This is a genomic window from Mesorhizobium sp. M7D.F.Ca.US.005.01.1.1, assembly GCF_003952545.1.
GTDB classification, from domain to species: domain Bacteria; phylum Pseudomonadota; class Alphaproteobacteria; order Rhizobiales; family Rhizobiaceae; genus Mesorhizobium; species Mesorhizobium loti.
In genome coordinates, this window is sequence record NZ_CP034453.1 from 2,519,678 (window position 1) to 2,536,585 (window position 16,908).

General features: G+C 62.3%; 17 protein-coding genes. 3 read left to right on the forward strand and 14 right to left on the reverse strand.

Features of this window, described 5'->3' with window-relative positions; all coding sequences use genetic code 11:
• The 4 genes from EJ076_RS12215 to EJ076_RS12230 form a co-directional block, all read right to left on the reverse strand.
• Positions 1–1,215 (reverse strand): arginine deiminase, encoded by a 1,215-nt coding sequence (locus tag EJ076_RS12215; protein WP_109672562.1) that lies wholly within the window; start codon positions 1,213–1,215, stop codon positions 1–3.
• A gap of 14 nt (positions 1,216–1,229) precedes the next feature.
• Positions 1,230–2,696, reverse strand: coding sequence for an arginine-ornithine antiporter (gene arcD, locus EJ076_RS12220; protein WP_126068002.1), 1,467 nt, complete (start codon positions 2,694–2,696; stop codon positions 1,230–1,232).
• Between the two features lie 274 nt (positions 2,697–2,970).
• On the reverse strand, positions 2,971–3,501 hold the full coding sequence (locus tag EJ076_RS12225) for a cytochrome b/b6 domain-containing protein (RefSeq protein WP_126071033.1): 531 nt from the start codon (positions 3,499–3,501) through the stop codon (positions 2,971–2,973).
• A gap of 43 nt (positions 3,502–3,544) precedes the next feature.
• On the reverse strand, positions 3,545–3,823 hold the full coding sequence (locus EJ076_RS12230; protein ID WP_126068003.1) for a PepSY domain-containing protein: 279 nt from the start codon (positions 3,821–3,823) through the stop codon (positions 3,545–3,547).
• A gap of 256 nt (positions 3,824–4,079) precedes the next feature.
• Between EJ076_RS12230 and EJ076_RS12235 the strand changes: the two genes are divergently transcribed.
• Complete coding sequence (locus tag EJ076_RS12235; RefSeq protein WP_126068004.1) at positions 4,080–4,577, forward strand: sulfocyanin-like copper-binding protein; 498 nt, start codon at positions 4,080–4,082, stop codon at positions 4,575–4,577.
• Positions 4,578–4,641: 64 nt separating this feature from the next.
• Here the strand turns inward: EJ076_RS12235 and EJ076_RS12240 are convergent, their stop codons facing one another.
• The 6 genes from EJ076_RS12240 to EJ076_RS12265 form a co-directional block, all read right to left on the reverse strand.
• The gene (locus tag EJ076_RS12240) at positions 4,642–5,232 is read right to left on the reverse strand and encodes an NAD(P)H-dependent oxidoreductase (RefSeq protein WP_126068005.1); all 591 of its coding nucleotides are present in this window, start codon (positions 5,230–5,232) and stop codon (positions 4,642–4,644) included.
• Positions 5,233–5,264: 32 nt separating this feature from the next.
• Complete coding sequence (locus EJ076_RS12245) at positions 5,265–5,651, reverse strand: hypothetical protein (protein ID WP_126068006.1); 387 nt, start codon at positions 5,649–5,651, stop codon at positions 5,265–5,267.
• Between the two features lie 84 nt (positions 5,652–5,735).
• On the reverse strand, positions 5,736–6,989 hold the full coding sequence (locus EJ076_RS12250) for an MgtC/SapB family protein (protein WP_126068007.1): 1,254 nt from the start codon (positions 6,987–6,989) through the stop codon (positions 5,736–5,738).
• Positions 6,990–7,002: 13 nt separating this feature from the next.
• On the reverse strand, positions 7,003–7,452 hold the full coding sequence (gene trxC / locus EJ076_RS12255) for a thioredoxin TrxC (protein ID WP_126068008.1): 450 nt from the start codon (positions 7,450–7,452) through the stop codon (positions 7,003–7,005).
• A 28-nt stretch (positions 7,453–7,480) separates the two neighbouring features.
• Positions 7,481–9,334 carry a heavy metal translocating P-type ATPase gene (locus EJ076_RS12260; protein WP_126068009.1) on the reverse strand — a complete coding sequence of 618 codons (1,854 nt, stop codon included), beginning with the start codon at positions 9,332–9,334 and terminating at the stop codon, positions 7,481–7,483.
• A gap of 36 nt (positions 9,335–9,370) precedes the next feature.
• A complete protein-coding gene (locus EJ076_RS12265; RefSeq protein WP_126068010.1) occupies positions 9,371–9,757 on the reverse strand; it encodes a DUF302 domain-containing protein in 387 nt (128 codons plus the stop codon).
• Positions 9,758–9,922: 165 nt separating this feature from the next.
• Here EJ076_RS12265 and EJ076_RS12270 point away from each other — a divergent pair, with 165 nt between their 5' ends.
• Entirely contained in the window at positions 9,923–12,604 is a 2,682-nt protein-coding gene (locus tag EJ076_RS12270; RefSeq protein WP_126068011.1) for a bifunctional acetate--CoA ligase family protein/GNAT family N-acetyltransferase, read from the forward strand.
• A 23-nt stretch (positions 12,605–12,627) separates the two neighbouring features.
• Here EJ076_RS12270 and EJ076_RS12275 read toward each other — a convergent pair whose 3' ends face one another.
• Both EJ076_RS12275 and EJ076_RS12280 read right to left on the reverse strand, forming a co-directional pair.
• The gene (locus tag EJ076_RS12275; protein ID WP_126068012.1) at positions 12,628–14,181 is read right to left on the reverse strand and encodes a bifunctional aminoglycoside phosphotransferase/ATP-binding protein; all 1,554 of its coding nucleotides are present in this window, start codon (positions 14,179–14,181) and stop codon (positions 12,628–12,630) included.
• Positions 14,182–14,234: 53 nt separating this feature from the next.
• Positions 14,235–14,633 carry a cytochrome c gene (locus EJ076_RS12280; protein WP_109672493.1) on the reverse strand — a complete coding sequence of 133 codons (399 nt, stop codon included), beginning with the start codon at positions 14,631–14,633 and terminating at the stop codon, positions 14,235–14,237.
• A 173-nt stretch (positions 14,634–14,806) separates the two neighbouring features.
• Here EJ076_RS12280 and EJ076_RS12285 point away from each other — a divergent pair, with 173 nt between their 5' ends.
• Positions 14,807–15,643, forward strand: a complete 837-nt coding sequence (locus EJ076_RS12285; protein ID WP_126068013.1) for a universal stress protein — start codon at positions 14,807–14,809, stop codon at positions 15,641–15,643.
• Between the two features lie 70 nt (positions 15,644–15,713).
• Here the strand turns inward: EJ076_RS12285 and EJ076_RS12290 are convergent, their stop codons facing one another.
• The gene (locus EJ076_RS12290) at positions 15,714–16,160 is read right to left on the reverse strand and encodes a pyridoxamine 5'-phosphate oxidase family protein (protein ID WP_126068014.1); all 447 of its coding nucleotides are present in this window, start codon (positions 16,158–16,160) and stop codon (positions 15,714–15,716) included.
• Between the two features lie 11 nt (positions 16,161–16,171).
• A complete protein-coding gene (locus tag EJ076_RS12295) occupies positions 16,172–16,906 on the reverse strand; it encodes a phosphoribosyltransferase (RefSeq protein WP_126068015.1) in 735 nt (244 codons plus the stop codon).
• Positions 16,907–16,908 lie beyond the last annotated feature (2 nt).

Below are 16,908 nucleotides of genomic sequence, written 5' to 3' on the forward strand. Positions count from 1 at the left end.
TCAAATCGGGTCGCGGGCAATCGGACAGGTCATGCAGTGCCCGCCGCCGCGCCCGCGGCTAAGCTCGGCGCCTTCGACCGTGATCACTTCAATTCCTGCACGGCGCAGGAGCGTGTTTGTATAAACGTTGCGGTCGTAGCCGATGACCACACCTGGCTCGACCGCAACAACGTTGTTGCCGTCATCCCATTGCTCGCGCTCGGCCTCGTAGCGGTCGCCACCGGTGGCGATGATCCGCAGCAATTTCAGTCCAAGGGCTTCAGCAACAACAGCCGTGAACGGCTTTGTCTCATCGGTGACCTCGACCGCCGCCGCGCCATCGCCCGGCCGCAACGAGAAGGTGCGCAGCCGCTCGACCACCGGCGGGTACATGGTCACCAGGTCGCGGTCGCAGAAGGTGAAGACGGTATCGAGATGCATGAAACTGCGATCCCGCGGCATTAGCGCGGCAATCACACGCGTGGCCTCGCCGGCCGCGAACAGGCTGCGCGCAAGGTCGCCCACGGCTTGCGGCGTGGTGCGCTCCCCCATGCCGACGATAACCGTTCCTCCACCGATCGGCATGACATCGCCGCCTTCCAGGCTGGTGCCTGTTCCCAGATCCGGCGACACAAAGGGAATCCCACTGTCTCGAAACCGGGGATGGAAACGGTAGACAGCTTCGACATTGGCCGCTTCCGGGCGCCTGGCGGGCCAGTACATGGAATTGACGGAGACCGAGCCGTAGATCCAGCAGGAACTGTCGCGGGTGAAAAGCTGGTTCGGCAGCGGCGGCAGCACGAAATCCTGGGGCGCGAGCGTCCTTCCGGTCAGGCCTTTGGGCTCGAACGGAAGCTCCGCTCGGGCGATGCCGCCGACAAGATAGGTCGCGAGCAGTTCCGCAGGCATCTCGTTGAGCCAGCCACGCATCTCGTCGACCATGTCCAGCCCGACGACGCCGGGATGAACCCGGCGGTCGAGAAGCCAGTCGCGGGCCTTGGTCAAGCTCATTGTTTCTGCCAGGAGCTCTCCGAAAGAATGCACCAGCACGCCGCGTTCGCGCAACGCGTCGACGAAGACATCATGCTCCTGGCGGGCCCGCTTGACCCACAGCACGTCGTCGAAGAGCAGCGCCTTGCAGTTCTCCGGTGTCAGCCTGCGCAGGCTGAGGTCCGGACGATGGACCATCACCTCGCGCAGACGTCCGACTTCGGAGTGGACACCCAGGCTTGTCATCGCCGTCATTCCTCTCACAGCGGGCTGATGGCGCCGGTCCACATCTCGTAAACGGCGAGGATGGCGACAGCGATGAGAGTTCCAGCGAGGGCTGCTTCGGCAGGATGGAACACGCGCTGATTGGTTTCGCGGCGCGCCCAGATGTAGAAGATGATGCCGGGCGCATAAAGGATCGCGCACATGAACAGATATGCGGGTCCGGCCGCGTAGACGAGCCACAGTCCGTAGACCGTTGCCAGCAGCCCGGCAAAAAGCGGACCGAAGCGTTGCTCGCCGCTCTCGTAGCTCTCTCCAGTCAGCGCGAGCTTGGCAGCGTAGGCTCCGGAAAAGATGTAAGGCACCAGGATCGCGGCTGACGCGATGTAGAACAGTGCCTGGTAAGTACTCTGTGCAAAGAGCGTGATCACGAGGAAGGCCTGGACGAGCAGGTTGGTGATCAGAAGGGAGATCGACGGCACACCGCGGTCGCTTTCCCAGCCGAAGAATTTCGGCATCGTGCCGTCCTTGGCGGCGACATGTGGAATTTCGGCCGCAAGCAGCGTCCAGCTGAGGAAGGCGCCGATCACGGACACGACAAGCGCGATGTTGATGAGGATGGCGCCCCAAGGACCGACAACCGCTTCCAGCACGCCCGCCATTGAGGGGTTCTTCAGCGCGGCGAGTTCAGGCTGGCTGAGGATGCCGAGCGACAGCAGCGACACCAGGGCGTAAAGCGCGAGGCAGGTGAAGAAGCCGAGTACGGTCGCCGTCGCGATGTCCTTGCGACGTTCGGCGCGGCCGGAAAATACGCTGGCGCCTTCGATGCCGATGAACACCCAAAGCGTCACCAACATCGTGCTCTTCACCTGTGCGGTGATCGAGCCGAGACTGGCGTTGCCCAGACCGGTGAAATCGAGTGACCAGACTTGCAGTTTGAAAGCGACGGCAACAACCCCGACGAACAGGACGATCGGAGCGATCTTGGCCACCGTGACGATGAGGTTCACGACAGCGGCCTGGCGGATACCGGCGAGAACCAGGACGTGGATCAGCCACAGCAGGATCGATGCGCCGAGCACCGCCTGCCAGGTGTTTCCGTCGCCGAATGCCGGAAAGAAATAGGACAGGGCGCTGAACACGATCACGGCGTAGGAGACGTTGCCGACCCAGGCACTGATCCAGTAGCCCCAGGCGCTGTTGAAACCGATGAAGGGACCGAAGCCGGCCTTGGCGTAAGCGTAGGGCCCAGCGTCGAGCTCGGGCTTGCGGGTTGCAAGCGATTGATAAACGAAGACCAGCGCCAGCATGCCGACCGCAGTGATCGCCCAGCCAATCAGGATTGAGAGGGGACCAGCACCTGCCGCCATGTTCTGCGGCAGGCTGAAAACGCCGGAACCGACCATCGATCCAATCACCAATGCGGTCAGGGAACCCAGTCGAAGTTTTGTTGGCGCCGCGGTCGCGACCTTCGGAATAGGGATGTTGAAATCAGCCGTAGTCATGATGCTCTCCCAAAAATTGAAGGCTCTGATGGGAGGCAACAGACAAGAAATAAGCGCTAGCTGCCTTGATACGGGTCAAATCCGTTTGCGAGCGGCAAATGGCAAGTTTGGGGTTCCTGGGCGCCCGGGAAAAGCGCTCGCTCATCGAGCTTGCACATGTGTCCGATCCACTCGCCCGATGTCGCGTGGCTGGCTCTCGCCGTCGCCGAACGAATGGCGGCTTGCGCCCCTGAGATCGTCGAGGGCGAGAATCGCTTGGCGCGTTGACAGATCGTCAGGCTATGTCCGCGGGCTCGGCTTTGCGTTTTCGCCCCGTAATCATGGCCCGGACAAGGTTTTCGCGATGGCGAAAGCTTGCCAGCGCGACGCCGCCCATATGGAAAAGGACCAGCAGGAGCAGGCTGTGCGCGGCGAGGCTGTGCGCCGCCTCGACCCATGGCACGCCGAAATAGGCGTCCGTTGTCATCAGCCATCCGGTCAGCGCGGTCGATCCCATCGCCCCGATCAACACGATCACCATCGCGCCGCCGGCCGGATTATGGCCGATGTAGCGGGCTTCGCGACCGCTCAGCAATGCTGAGAGGTAGCGCAGTACTGTTGCCGGATCACGCACGAATTGCGAGAAGCGCGCATAGGGGGTGCCCAGAACGCCCCACAACAGCCGCATCGCGACCAGCGCGGCCGCGGCGTAGCCAGCCCAATGATGGATGTCCTCCGAGGAATGCGAGGTGAGCCAGGCCGTGACGAAGCTGAGCACCAGCGCCCAGTGAAAACTTCGCACGACCCGGTCCCAGACGCGCACCATCTCTGGCGATGCCCGCGCGTCCGTGGCTATCGAAACGTTCGGATCAATTTTCGCCGGCTTCGGCATTGTCGAGCTTTTCAAGGGTCTCGGCATTGTAGGCCATGTTCACCTTCTTGCCGGCCTTGTCGACCGCATAGACTTCGTAGCAACCCTTCTCGACCTTGATCTGGCGGACGGTGAGGCCTTCGCCAGTCAACTGCGCCTCGAGCGTTGCCTTGGGCTTGAACTGTGATTTCGGGGCGGTGCTGCAGCTGCCGCCGGCAGCGAGCGCCGGTCCTGCGACCATGCCGGCGAGAGCGGCGAGAACGAGTGTGCGATACATGATGGCTCCATTCGGGAGGTTGGGCGCGAATGTCGCGCCTGCGGTTGGGATTTCGATCGGCCGTGTCAGACGGCGATTTCACCGTCATTGGTGCGACATAGCCAATTCAACCTGACAACTGGCTGACAGCTGCATCGCGCCGCAGATGGGCTCGCGCCGGACAGTTTGATTTGGCGCAAGGACGGAGGGTGACTCCGCGAGCAGGATGACGGTCGGGACGTAGAGCGCTTCGGCTGCCGTCCTGAAGGAGATTGCCATGAAAACCGTTTTGAGGAGAGCAGCGCTCGGGCTTGCCGCCGCGATGCTCATGGCCGGCAGTGCCGGCGCCGTCCAGGCTGCTTCGCTTGTGCAGGTCTCGCTGTGGGACAAAGGCGCGAGTGCGGAGATGCCAATGGGGCTCGCCTATGCGACACCGGGACTCGATATCGCCAAGGCGACCATGGGCATCAGGACTTTGCCTGGCGCGGTAAAGGCCGGGGACGTCACATTCAATGTGAAAAATGACTCCAAGGACACCGTTCACGAAATGATCGTGATGTACCTTGCCGATCCCGGAAAGCCGCTTCCTTATCTTGAAGCCGAGAACCGTGTCGACGAAGACAAGGCTGGCGACAAGGGCGAAGTTTCGGAGCTTGATCCCGGAAAATCAGGCACATTGACCGTCGAGTTGAAGGCTGGAAAATACCTGCTTATCTGCAACGTGCCAGGTCATTATGGAGCCGGCATGTGGGCTGAATTCACCGTCGAGCCATAGGCCCTGAAGCAGGCAGCCCTTGGGGGGCTTTAGATTGGATTGTCCCGGTTTCCGGATCGCCACGCTATAGCCCTCGCTCCCCAAGCTTGCGCATCTGCCGGATCCACTTCGCCCGCGTCGCCTCGCTGGAAGCCGCGACCATGCCGAACAAGGTCTCGCGCACCGGACTGATGCCGACAAAATGCAGGATGCTTCGCTTCATGCCGGCGATGCCGTGTCCGAGGAACCATAGGCGGTAAAGAATTGAGGGCATGCCCATCGTCACCACGACGCGCGCAGAGCGGCCGCGAAGCAGTGTCTTGGTGAAACCGCCGCCCTTGTCCGGGTAGGCAAAGGCCGTCCCTGGCCGCATCACCTGTTCCAGAAATGCCTTGAGCATGGCCGGCATGGTTCCGAGCCACAGTGGGAAGACAAAGACGATATGCTCCGCCCAGACGATCGCCTCGGCTGCATCCCTCAGCTCGTCGGGAACCGCACCATGTTCGAACTCCTGCATCGTCCGCAGCATCGGAAAATCAAGCGCTGCCAGATCGACCCGGCGGACAGCATGTCCTGCCTTTTCCGCGCCCTCGCCATAGGCATTGGCAAGACCGCGGCAGAGCCGGTCCGGGGATGGGTCGGGATGGCCGACCACAATCAGGATGCGTCGTGACATGGTCTACTTCCACGGGGCCTGGCCCCGAAGCATCAGGGCCGGTCGACCCGTGCCACCTGGTAGGTGTGCATGGCGCCGTTGCGCTCGATAGACACATATTCGCCGGTCACGAACCGTTCGTCGCCAAGATGAAAGCCGACCTCGTCGTCGCGATCGCCTTCGGCATAGTCGAAATACCACTGTCCGCCTGGCTTGCGCCTCAGCCGGCCGATCAGGTCTTCCTCGCCGGTGCGAAAGCGGCGAACACGGCAAGAGGCCCTGTGCGATTTCCACTCTTCCGCGTCGATCCGGCCTTCGCCGGTCAATGGAGCCAGCACATCGTAGCCCTCTTCGCGGTCGCCTTCCGGATGGCCTTTTTCGCGGGCGAGCAGCAGCCGGACATGGCGGAATTTTGGGGTGAGATCCTTCAAATTGGTCATGGCGAACTCCTTTTAAGGAGTTCAATAGAGCCGTAGCTGGGCCTGCCCCTTGATCCGCATCAAAGTGGTTCGAGAACCGCGCTTTTATCCCGGACCAAACAACAACATTGCGCCGTAGCCGGCGGTCGCAGCGGCCAGGGTTGCGCCGGCCAGCGGCAACCAGAACCTGATCGGGCCGGCAAATACCGCCAGTGACAGGCGGCCGATCGCGTTTGCCGCCAGCGCCGCCAGCACCGCCTGACCGATAGTCTCGACAGGGACCGAATGCTCGACCAGCCGCAAGGCACTGAGCACAGAGACGTCGACATCGAACGTACCCGCCAGCGCCGAGGTCGCCAGCAAGCCACGGCCGCCGAATTGAGCGGCCAATGCAGCGCTCGTGGTCGCGACAACCGCGAACAGCAGGGCGAACAGCAGCAACGGGCCCAACTCGAATGGGTTGCGCGCGATAGCGCTGCCTTCACCATTTCCGCTGTCGCGAGCGAGCAGCAATGCCCCGCAGACAGCGAAGGCGAGCGCCGAGGCAATCGCCGGAATGCCCGCCGAAGCGAATACTCTCGGCTCGATGATCAGGACCACGGCACAAACGCGGAGCACCGAAACCATGGCCGCCAGCGAAGCCGCCCCGGCAAGCGGCAGAGGGTTGCTTGCCGACATGGCGTTGCGGGCAAGCGCTAAGGTCACGGCGGTGGAAGAGACGATCGCGCCGGCGAGCGAACTGACCAGAAGACCACGCGTATTTCCCAGAATGCGAACAGCCACATAGCCGGCGAACGAAATCGAGGCCATCAGCACCGTCAGGAACCAGACCTCCCACGGATTGAAACCGCCCCACGGGTCCATCGTCCGGTTTGGCAGCAAGGGCAGAACGATTGCCGTCATCACCGCCAGGATCAGCGCGGAACGAAGTTCGACCCAGGTCAGTCGCTTCAAAAGACCGTGCAGGACCTCGCGGCTGGCCAGGATTGCCGCCAATGCCGCCCCACCGGCAGCAGCCGCTCCATAATCACCGGCGACGGAAAGCGCGCCAAGCGCGAAAACGCCGAGGCCAGCGATCACGCTCGTGACGCTGAAATCCTCGTCATGGGCAGCCTCGCGCGCCTTGTACCAGGCGAAGACAGCGGCAAAAGCGATGAATCCGCCGACCAGCACCGATACCGCATCGAGCGCTTGGGCGAGTGCGGCCAGAATGCCGCCGAGCAGGCCGGATATGCCGAACGTGCGAATGCCAGCCGTGCGGCTGCGATCGGGTGCATCCCGCTCTTGCCAGCCACGCTCCAAACCGACGAGCAGGCCAATTGCCAGGGCCAGTCCGAGCCGGGCGATGAGCGGATCCATGGCGCGGCGACTTTCAGGCCGTGACCGTCGGGAGGCGGTCACGAACCCACCTGACGATCTGGCCTGCCGTCATTGCGCCGGATGTACGCGCGATTTCGCGCCCACCATGAAAGAGGATCATTGTCGGGATGCCGCGAATGTCGAGCCTTGCCGCGATGGCCTGCTCGCTGTCCGAATTGAGCTTGATCAGGCGAACATGCGGCTCCAGTTCATTTGCTGCCGCTTCATACGCCGGCGCCATCATCTTGCAGGGGCCGCACCATGGTGCCCAGATATCGACGACAACGGGCAGGCTGCTGCGCGCGATCTGATGATCGAAAGTCGCGGCGTCGACGTCTTCGGGATGCCCCGAAAACAGCCTGATCCCGCACTTTCCGCATTTCGCCTCCCTGGCATTGCGGGCCGGCGGCAGGCGGTTGACCCCACCACATTTGCTGCAAACCACCAGATTCTGCTGTGCCATGGCCCTTCACCGATTTTGCTCTCGACCACTATGCGCGTCCGAGACGTCCATCGCCAAGAGTGCGCAGAGCGTTGAGGATGACCGCCACGTCGATCCCTTCCTGAAGCAATGCACCTGCCACCGGCGTGATCTGCCCCATGGCCGCCGCAACCATTGCTACGGCCGAGAGCCCCAGCCCGACAACGATGCTTTGCAGGGCAATCGCGCGCGTCCGTTGGGCAATCCGCACTGCCTCGGCAACAGGCTCCAGCCGGTCGGCGAGAACAATGACATCCGCTGCCTCGGAAGAGGCCGTCGCCCCGCGCGCGCCCATGGCGACGCCGACTGTCGCGGCGGCAAGGGCGGGTGCATCGTTGATGCCATCGCCGACCATCATTGTTGGCGCCGTTGCTTTCTCGGCCTCGACCGTCGAGACTTTATCCGCAGGAATGGCATCGGCGACGATGACATCCAGATCAAGCATGGCAGAAATACGCTTTGCTGCCGCACCGTCGTCACCTGTCAGCATGACCATGCGCGTGATGCCAGCCGAGCGCAGCTTGCCGAGGGTGTCGCGCGCATCAACACGCAGGGCGTCCCCGAACGTGAAAATCCCGGCAAGCCGTCCGCCGAGTGCTACGAAAACCCTGAGCACCGGCTCATCCCGGTATCGTTCGTCACCGCTTGTCGCCCATTTGGGCAGCGGCTTGTCGGCGAGCACGAGAGCCCGCGATCCCGCCGCGATCGAAATGTTTTCGACCCGGCCCTTGAGGCCCGCGCCGCGATACTCGCGGACATCATGCGGATGCGAAAGCATCAGCTGCCTGCCGCGCGCCGTCCGGATGATGGAGTCGGCAAGCACATGGTGCGAGGCCTGTTCCAACGATGCCAACAGCCGCAGCAGATGGTCGGTGTTGCGGCCGGGTGCGGCTTCGATTTCGATGAGCTCGGCGCCACCGATGGTCAAGGTGCCGGTCTTGTCGAAGATCGCGGTCCGAACCTGGGCGAGGGCTTCCAGCGCTGCCGAGCCTTTCATCAGGATGCCGGCACGCGCGGCGCGCGATACACCGCCGATGAAGGCAACAGGAGCAGCAAGGATGAGCGGGCAAGGTGTCGCGACAACCAGCACGGCAAGCGCCCGGATCGGATCACCGGAGATATACCAGGCGGCACCCGAGACAAGCAAAGTGGCCGGAAGCAGGAACAGGGCGAAGCGGTCGGCCATGCGAATAAAGGGCGCCTTGACGGTCTGCGCCGCCGCGACCATGCGCACGATCGCGGCATAAGTGCTCTGCTCTGCCAGGGCAGAGGCCCGCATGCTGAAGGCCTCGCCCGCGTTGACGGTGCCGCTGCGCAGCGTGTCGCCGGCGCTGCGCGGCACCGGTAATGGCTCGCCGGTCACCGCCGACTCGTCGAGTGAGGCTGAAGCGTCGAGCAGGATACCGTCGACAGGAAGCAGTTCGCCGGCACGCACCATCAGAGCGTCGCCGACAGCGACCTCTTCGATGGGAATGGTTTCTGTTGCATGTGTCGACTTGCGATGTGCGACACGCGGTGACCGGTCGGTGAGTGCCTTGAGGTTCCGCTCGGCGCGGCCGCGGGCAAAATCCTCGAGCACGGTGCCGCCGGCATACATGATCGCGACCACCACCGCGGCAAGCGGTTGGCCAAGCAGCAGCGCGGCGGACATCGACACCAGCGCAATTGCATCGACGCCGAAGCGACCGATCCAGAAATCGCGCAATATCGAGATGGCAAGCACAACAACCACAGGCAATGTCGCGGCCGCCCAGATCGCATCGGCCCCAACAGGACCAAGGCCGGTTCGCCAAACCCCAATGCCCAAGCCCAGGCCCAGTACGGCGATGACCAGCAACGCGCGTCTGAGGCTGGACTCGTTCATTCGGTCTCTCCCGATCTCCGATCGGGCCTCTCGACGCTAGAGTTCGCTGACCATGTCCTGCAACAGACGCCGCACGTCGTTCGCGATGCCGGCCAGCCCAGGATTGTCGATGGCGGTCATCGAGGCGGCAGGATCGACTGCCGCGACCTCCACCTTTCCTGGGGAGACCTCAGTGACGATGACATTGCAAGGCAGCATGGTTCCGATCTTGTCCTCGGCCTGAAGCGCACGCCACGCCAAATGCGGATTGCAGGCACCAAGGATGACGTAGGGCCTGAAATCGGCGCCCAGCTTGGTCTTCATCACCTGCTTCACATCGATCGAGGTCAGCACGCCGAACCCCTTGCTTGCGAGCTTGTTGGTCACGTGGGTAACCGCCGTGGCGAACGGCAGGTCGATGGTCTTGCTGAAATAATAGCTCATCAAATTCTCCAACCGTTGATCGTAGCCGCTCGCCGCCACCGCATCAGCAATCGCCGCGAACCTCAGGCAACAGCTAATCGCGGTCACACGGGGAAGGCTTTGATCCAACGCAATGAACGGGCAAGATCGATTGGTGACTATCGCCGCGAACGGGAGACATGAGGGGTGACGATCCGAAATCTTGAATTTGCGTTCGCCCCGAAGTCGGTTGCCGTCTTCGGCGCGTCGGTGCGAGACGGCTCGGTCGGCCGTGTCGTCTTCGACAATATCGTCAGCGGCGGCTTCGAGGGCGAGATCTGGCCGGTAAATCCGAAATACTCCGAGGTCGCCGGTCGGCAATGCTATGCCAAAGCGGCCGATCTGCCGGGTATTCCAGACCTTGGTGTCATCGTCACGCCGCCCGAGACGGTTCCTCGCATCGTGCGTGAGCTCGGCAACAAGGGCACGCGGGCGGCGGTTGTCATTACCGCGGGACTGACGCGCGAAAACGGCCTTCGTCAGGCGATGCTCGATGCCGCCAAGCCCAGTCTGTTTCGAATCATCGGGCCGAACACAGTCGGACTGATGATTCCGCCGATACGGCTCAATGCCGGATTTGCCCATATGGCCGCCAAACCCGGCAACATCGCGCTGCTGTCGCAATCCGGCGCCATTGCCACGTCGCTGATCGACTGGGCTGCGGACAATAATGTCGGCTTCTCGCAGATCGTCTCGCTTGGCGACATGGCGGATGTCGACGTGGGAGATTGTCTCGACATGCTGGCGGGCGACATGCACACGCGCGCCATCGTGATGTATCTGGAAACCATTCCCAATCCGCGCAAGTTCATCTCGGCCGCCCGTGCGGCGGCGCGCGTCAAGCCGGTGATCGCGATCAAGTCCGGCCGGCACGAGCAATCAGCCAAAGCTGCCGCGACCCACACCGGCGCGCTATCGGGCGCCGATCGCGTCGTCGATGCGGCATTGCTGCGCGCTGGCATACTGCGCGTGAAAGGCCTGACCGAGTTGTTCGATGCGGTTGAAACGACCGCTCGTTTCGTTCCGCTAGAACGAGCCCGCGTCGGCATCGTCACCAATGGCGGCGGCGCCGGCGTGCTTGCCGTCGATCAACTCATCGAAGGCAGCGGGGAACTGGCCGAACTGTCGCCGGAAACGATCGCCCGTCTGGACGCCGTCCTGCCGAGCACCTGGTCCCACGCCAATCCGGTCGACATCATTGGCGACGCCCCGCCAGAGCGCTATCGGGCCGCGATCGAGGCCGTCGCGGCCGATGCCGGGACCGACGTCGTCCTGGTCATGAATTGCCCGACCGGGCTTAGCTCGCCGCTTGCAGCAGCGAGCGCAGTGGCGGCGCTCGCGCAGGACGGCAAGATTGACGGCAAGCCTGTCTTGACCTGCTGGCTTGGCGAACACACGGCGCGCGAAGGGCGACGTGTTCTTCGCGATGCCGGTATTGCCAGCTTCGAGACGCCAGCGGATGCCGCAACAGCGGTCTCCTACCTGAGCGAATGGTCGCGAGCCCAGCGGGCATTGATGCGCACGCCGTCGAGTCGCAGCGAGGACGCTAAAAGCGGCCGAGAAGCCGTGCTTGCCTTATTCAGGCAGGTCGCAAAAGAAGGCCGGCGAATGCTGACCGAGCCCGAAGCCAAGGCGGCGATTTCCGCCTACGGCATTCCGGTGCCCGAGACGATCGTCGCCAGATCTCCTGTCGAAGTGGAAGCGGCTGCCGGCCGGCTCCTCAAGACATCCGAGCAGGTCGTCGTCAAGCTGTTGTCCAAGGCGATCTCGCACAAGTCGGACATTGGTGGGGTCATGCTCGGCATTGCTACCTCTGCCGCCGCCGGGGAGGCCGCACGCTCAATCGAGGCACGTGTGCGCAAACACGCGTCGCAGGCCGATATCGAAGGCTATGCTGTTCAGCCCATGGTGGTGCGGAAACAGGCGCAGGAATTGATCCTTGGTGTCAGCCGCGATCCGATTTTCGGCCCGGCCATCCTGTTTGGAGCCGGTGGCGTTGCGGTCGAGGTGATGGACGATACCGCGATCGCGTTGCCGCCGCTCGACGACGTTCTTTCCGATGACCTGATCAGGCAAACGCGGATCGGCCGTCTGCTCGCCGGGTTCCGCGATCGCAAGCCGGCGGACAGGCAATCGATCATTGCAGCACTCAACGACCTGTCGCAGATGATCATCGACTTTCCGTGCCTGGTTTCGTTGGACATCAATCCGCTGCTGGCCGATGCCGAGAGCGTGATTGCGCTTGACGCCCGCATCGAGATCGAGCCGGAACGCGTGGAAGAGGCGGGGCCTAACCCGGAGCTTGCCATCAGGCCTTATCCGTGGGGTTGGGAAAAGACGTTTTCGGCGGGCGACACGGACTATAACATTCGCCCGATCAAGCCGGCCGACATCGCGCTCTATCCCGAATTCCTTGCTAGGATTTCGCCTGACGATTTGCGCCTGCGTTTTCTGTCACCGCGCAAAAGCTTCTCCGACCAGATGTTGAAGCGGCTCACCCAACTCGACTACGATCGCAACATGGCTTTCGTCGCGCTGGAGACGAGGTCCGGTACGCTGGGCGGTATCAGCCGCCTGTCCTGCGATCCGGACCACACTGTCGCCGAATACGCCTTGCTGGTGCGGACGGATTTGCAGGGTCATGGTCTGGGCTGGGAATTGCTCAGGCAAATCGTCGATTATGCGAAGGCCGATGGGATTGATCGAATCGAAGGGATAATGCTCAGCGAGAACACCGGGATGCTGGCCATGTGCCGCGAGTTCGGTTTCTCCATAAAGCGTCATCCAATTGAACCCGGCCTTGTCGAGGCAACTCTCGAACTCAGTTGAGGCCGATCGCCCTGCCGCACCGGTCAGGAGGCTGTGCGCAGGGCCTTGGAAGTATCGCCCTCGGAAAACCCATTCAATTCCGCGACAGTGTCGGCGAGCTTTCGATCGGCGTTGATCTTTTGCCAGCTAGACTGGGTGGCATTTCGCTGCAATTGCCGCGAGAGGATATCTATCGTGGCGTCTGAAGGACCGCCCTTGCGGTCACTGACTCGCTGCCAAAGAACGAGCGGGTCCGCCTCCAACCAAAATCCGGAGAATCTGATAGCCCGGCTGCGCGCCGCTTTCTCGATCCGCTCACGATCGGCCGGTCTGTCGAAAACGGCATCGGCGACGACGGAGCCGCCTTCGGAAAGGATCAGGCCGGCGCGCCATGCCATTTCGTGGTAGACCCGGTCAGAGACCTCCGGCCGGTAGGCCCGGTCTGGCAGCCTGGTCTCTGCAGGCACTCCATGCATGGCTTTGCGGATGCGGTCGCTTTCGACAATGCGGGCGCCGGGCGGCGCACCAACATGGGCGGCCAGCGCCTCTGCAACGGTCGTCTTGCCGGAGCCACTGAGGCCGCCGATGGCAACGAGCCGCGGAGGCGTTTGCTGGAGAAATGTTCGGGCAAGTTCGAAATAAGATCTGGCCTCGGCAATCAACTTGTCGGAATCGGTACTGCCTTCCTCGACTTGCGTTGCGGTGACGTGCGCGCGTACTGCGGCTCGGACCGCCATGAAAAACGGCAGCAGGACAAAGCCATCCTCGTCATCGGCCTCGTCGAGGTAGCGGTTCATCACGAGATTGGCGAGCCCCGGAAAACCACGGTGCCAGAGGTCCATCAGCAGGAAGGCAAGGTCGTAGAGCACGTCGATGCTGGCGATCTGGTCGTTGAATTCGATGCAATCGAAAAGGCGGGGCTCGCCGTCGAAGAGGCAGATGTTGCGCAGGTGCAGATCGCCATGGCAGCGGCGGATCTTGCCCGCTGCTTCCCGACGGTCGAGCACTCCGGCGTGGCGGGCATGGGTGGTGCGGAAGGCCTCGGCAAAGCTCGTGACCTCTGCTTTTGCGAAAACGTGGCTGGTGGCAAAGCCGGCCTCGTTGATGTCGAGCACGCCCGCCATGTTGGACGACCCGCTGCTATTGTGGACCGTCGGCGCCGCTCGGTGGTATCCCACGATCATGCGCGCGACCGTGGTCATCAGCACAGGCGTCAATTCTCCAGCGGTCGCCATTCGATCGAGAAGCTTGGACTGAGCGAAGCGGACCATCTCGATCGCCGCGTCGACCAGTTGCCCCGGGCCGTCAAAAGCCAGTTTGCCGTCGGCTTCCCGCGTGATGCAACGCACACCCAGATAGAGGCCGGGTGCCGTCTTCGAGTTGAGTTCCACCTCTTTTTCGCAAGCGGCCAGCCTCAGTGCCGGCGTCGAGAAATCGACATAGGGCAACTTGACCGCCCGCTTCATCTTGTAGGCACGTTCGCCAGTCAGAAAAATGCGCGAGATATGGGTATCGATCGCCTCGACCGGTCCGGTCGCGCCATATGAGGCAGAATCAAGCAGGTACGCGGTAACGGATTGCTGGTCGTCAACAACCATGGCTTGCCTCCTCGATGCCTGTGTCATGCGGAGACTGTTTCCGCCATCTGCATTCATTGCTGTAACGTCTCGACATAACCGGCCAGATCATGGATCCGTTCCCTGGTGACGATTTCCCCGGCGTTCGGGCCATACTTCTTCACGTCACCGGGAAGGAATTGCTGGCCCCAGACCGGCATGTCGCGATCGCCATGCCCCGGCACCATGGCGCGGCCGTCGATCACGGCAAACACGCGCCAATAAGGGAATTCGCCGCCATTGCGCCTGGAGAGGCGCGTCAGGTCGCTTGGCCGCTTCAACAGCTCGTCGCCCAACGGTCCATCGCCCTTGCCTTCAGGACCATGGCAGACGGCGCATGAGTTCATGTATTCGGCCTTGCCGTTGCCGAGTTCCTGGGCGCCGGCCGCGTTGAAGGCCAATCCTGCCAGAGCCGCCGCGATCAGGAATTTCATCTGCGTTTCCCCGATTGATCGACTGAACCTACAGCCTTGGCTTGCGCACACGTTGATGCGGATCAAATGCCGCCGCAGTCACGGTGTTTGATTCAGCGCAATGAACGAACCAGGCGCCCTCGCTAATGACGAGATCACGACTGAGCCTTCACTCGAAATGAGGAGTTGCCGCCGTGACTTTCAGGACACTGCTTACAGTTACCGGACCGAACCAGGGCGAAGGCGATCTGAAGCTCGCCGCTGACCTGTGCGAACAGATCGGTGCCCATCTCTCCGTGCTCGTTCTCGAACTGGCCGCACCGCCCTCAGGCGGCGAGTATGCTGCTGTCGTCTCGCCAGCTTGGCTGGAGGAACGTCAGGCCGAGCTCAAAAGGCTTGAGAAACGAATTTCGGACGTCGCCGGCTTTCTCTCCCAGAGCGCCGTATCGGCTGATCTGAGCGACGACTATCCCGACACGGGATGGGCGGACGACGTCATCGGAAGGCGTGCCCGCTACGCCGATCTGACCATTCTGGGGCCGGATTTGCTGGCAAGCCATACGCTGAAGGATAAGGTCATCCAGGGCGTGCTGTTCTCGTCAGGAAAGCCCATGCTGCTTGTTCCCGAGGGCTCGCGCCCGACGCTGAAGCCGAAACGCATCCTCGTTGCATGGGACGCCCGCCTTGAGTCATCGCGCGCCGTCCGCGAGTCGCTCCATATGCTGAAAGGCGCCGATGATGTGCGCCTTGTCATCGTCGATCCAATAGAAGATGAGTTCCATCATGGCGAGGAGCCAGGTGCAGATGCCGCGGCCTATCTTGCCCGGCACGGTGTGAAGGTTACGGTCGACCGGCTGCCGAGCTCGAACCATTCGGTCGCCGACGTGCTTCGCCAGCATGCCGACGACGTTGCCGCCGAGCTGATGGTCATGGGCGCCTATGGCCATTCCCGGTTTCGCGAGCGCATTTTCGGAGGCATCACGAAGTCGATGCTTGACGATCATTCGCTGCCGATCCTGATGGCACGCTAACAATCCACGTCATGGCCGGCGCTGATTGCGCCGGCCCATTCCATTTCCCGCAACCAATTGCTCGAGCGACCTACTCGGACGCTTCTCGTCCGGACACCTGCTCGATGAGGATCCGGAAGAAAACATGCGGTGCACTGTCGGCCGTAGGAGGAACGACCGGCTTGAGTGCACCCGGCTCCCACCAGTCCGCGTGTTTGCTCAACACCGACCAAGCATGATCCCGCTCAAGCTTGTGACCGATACGATCAGGTAGCTCTTCGTATCGGCCATCGACGACGACGCTTCTCCATCCTCGCCCTTGGCTATGTTCATCGACTTGGACGGACACCAGCGGATTGGCTCGCATCCATTCGATCTTCTTGCCCGGCATGGAAAACGCGTAAAGATGAGCATCCGCATGGGCGTAGTGGAAGGGCACGACGTAGGGCTGCCCGTCCTTCGCGCATGCCAGGCGGCCAACACGATTGGCTGTCAGCATTTTGGTGCACTCCAAGGCAGAAAGCGTGCGGATCAGCATGATGTGACCTCCTATTTCTCGCGGTTGTCCCGTGTCTTTGATTTTGTGGTGGCTTTTGAGCCATGGCCAGCGGCGTGTTGCACACTTCGATGCTGTCCGGCTCTTTGCGACCGAATAGCCTCGTCCATCGCAGCGGCGACATCGCTGTCGGAGAGCTGAGGAAACCGAAGGTAATGGTAACTCAGGGTATGGAACTGTCCTGGCTGACTGAGGCAAACCACACGATCCGCTTCCCGTGCCAGGTCAGCTACTGTCTCCTGCGGTGAAACAGGAAGAGCCACGATGATTTCCCGCGGTGACCGGCGCTTGAGAGCGCGAACCGCGACCTTCATGGTTGTACCGGTCGCTGCACCGTCATCCACTATGATCGCTGTCTTGCCGGTGATCGACAGGGGCCGCCGGTTGCCTCGATAGGTAAGGCACCTGTGTTCAAGTTCAGGGCGTTCTTTGGCGATCAAGACACGAAGCTCGTCGTCGTCGAGCGCGTAAGCCTCGACGATCTCACGGTTCAACACGACGTCCCCAGGCTCGCCATCGACGATTGCGGCCACAGCCAGTTCGGAATTGCCTGGGGCGCCGACCTTGCGGACGATGAGTAGATCGAGAGGAGCATTGAGAGCCTTGGCCACTTCCGCCGCGACAGGAACCCCACCTCGCGGCAATGCCAGCACGACAGGCCGGTGCAGTTGAAGCTTGCTCAACTCCATGCCGAGCTTCTCTCCAGCCTCTTGCCGGTCCCGGAACATCG